The sequence below is a fragment of the Haloquadratum walsbyi J07HQW2 genome, from assembly GCF_000415985.1.
Lineage (GTDB): Archaea > Halobacteriota > Halobacteria > Halobacteriales > Haloferacaceae > Haloquadratum > Haloquadratum walsbyi_B.
This window is the reverse complement of record NZ_KE356561.1, coordinates 656,592-658,663: the sequence shown is the minus strand read 5'-3', so window position 1 is coordinate 658,663 and position 2,072 is coordinate 656,592. Positions and strand designations below refer to the sequence as shown.

The window sequence follows — 2,072 nt, the reverse complement described above, 5'->3', positions numbered from 1 at the left end:
GACACAGCGACACTAGACTCACTGTCCAACCGGTAAGCGATGACCGCACCAAACAAGTCTGAGTTACCGAAAAACACGACAGATTGTTCGCAAATCATTCGGTGGAATCATAATATCGATTCTATCACCTTTTCACAACGACCTACGGAGCAAGCAAATGACGATACTCACAGCGATTGGAGAAGAACTGCATTCAAATAAGATACTTGAAGTGGGGTACGATCTCGCGGTCACATATGATGATCAACTGGTTGTCCTCCATGTGATTCCAGAAGAGAAATTTAACGATCACAAAGCGGCAATTGAGGGCGCACCAGCTTCCGACAGCTTCACAATCAGTCGAGAGGAACAAAGTGCTGCCGAAGTCGCTCGTCAAGCCGTCCACAAGTCGCTCGACGAGTACGAATCAGACCGAATTGAAGCTCAGGGACGGGTCGGTAACCCGTCTGAGAAGATACTAAGCGAAGTCGAGTACCGTGGTCCACAATACCTTGTTATCGGTACGAGGGAACGGTCACCCGTGGGGAAGGCAATCTTCGGGAGTACGGCACAAAGAGTGTCGTTGAATGTATCCTGTCCGACTATTTTAGTCAGGAAGCAACAGAATGAATAATGGTAAAAGTATCTATAGGTGTTTGAGTATAACTGGTGATAATCACCAAGAAACACAGTGCTCTCAATGATACAAATTTAGATTGTTAATTTTCTGCGCCGTGCAATCGTAGCTAGGGATCATCAAATGTCCGATTCAGAGGTGACAACGGCGCCATAGATAGTAACACCACCAGACAGAGAGTAGACTGATCAAGGAATCCGAGCAGCGTAGTCCCAGATCAAGCAGGTCGGCATCAACTCAGCTGACGGCTCTGGGAAAATGATAATATTACTCCTTCTGATTGGGAGTTTCTTTTTGATAGGGTGACTGCCCATTTAGCGTGTCACTGAGATCTAAATAGCGATAGGGCAAAGCCGTGAGTCGTTCAGACGACTGCAAATGGGGTGGTCTAATACACCACGTTTGCTTGCGGAACAGGGATGCTATCGTACTGATAAGGGAGTTGACAATAGTGTCAGGTCATTGTGCTCAATATTTTTTACTCGCGAGGAAATCGAATACTTTCTGCCTGTAAATACTGTTTTGACGCAAATGTCAGAAGAGTAATACATTTGAACCACTGTTAGACAGTGATTGTGTCTCAGAGAGCGATTCTCGTTGTATCAACCTGACGCTCAAACTGCTTGATATCATATTGCAGAAGAACTACTTTCGTAGCGCCCGGCAGGTATTTACTTTTTTTCCAGCATAATTGGTAATCTTACCTATTTGATCAGGTAGTCTTTATTCATCTGTCCGAAGTAAACATAATAATGGCATCAATATCTGCTCTGAGCTCATCGATTACCTCCTTTTTGAGCATATGAGCATCGTCTGATTCATATTATTGTATTGTTTCTAATATGTTTCTCACTCAGAGTGACCTCCACACTATTATTATCGGCGCCGTGGAATGGATCACGAACGAAGGACAGTGTCGACTGATCAAAGCAGACATCGTTTGCTTGCTGAGGTTGGACAGTTGTAGCCATGGGATCTATGACGGCTAGGGCTATTGAGGGTGCACGAGCGCAAACGACCACTGGTTCACTCTCGATACGGACATCCACGAACACGCCGATGTGCATTCAATCGCGTTCGCGCGGCGAGGATGCCAACTCTGTTTAGGCTAGCTTTGTCAATATCCCGCATCGTAATGTAGAATTTTCTTTCTAAATGACCATTTTTGCCAATTTTTATTTATTATTGGGATATGTATAAGATAGTGGCTGAAACACTGATTCAAGCCCTCTCGTATACGAGTTTAGCTGTTGTTGCCGCACTGGTTGGTGGTGTAGTCGCTGTCTATCGACCTCCTGATCCCCAAATGGAAAGCAACGTGCAACATTTAGCCGCCGGCGTGGTCTTCGCTGCAGTCGCGGCTGAGTTGCTTCCCGATATTCATAATAAATCACCAACAGTGGTCGTCTCCGGATTTGCGATTGGTATCGTCACTATGCTTGGCATTCACCGACTC

At 45.5% G+C, this 2,072-nt stretch carries 1 protein-coding gene and 1 pseudogene; both read left to right on the top strand.

Annotated features, from left to right (window positions below; translation table 11 throughout):
• The first annotated feature begins 157 nt into the window (after positions 1-157).
• Positions 158-613 (top strand): universal stress protein, encoded by a 456-nt coding sequence (locus J07HQW2_RS03050; RefSeq protein WP_021053847.1) that lies wholly within the window; start codon positions 158-160, stop codon positions 611-613.
• A gap of 1,207 nt (positions 614-1,820) precedes the next feature.
• A pseudogene (locus tag J07HQW2_RS03040) lies at positions 1,821-2,072 on the top strand (hypothetical protein); the annotation flags it as partial.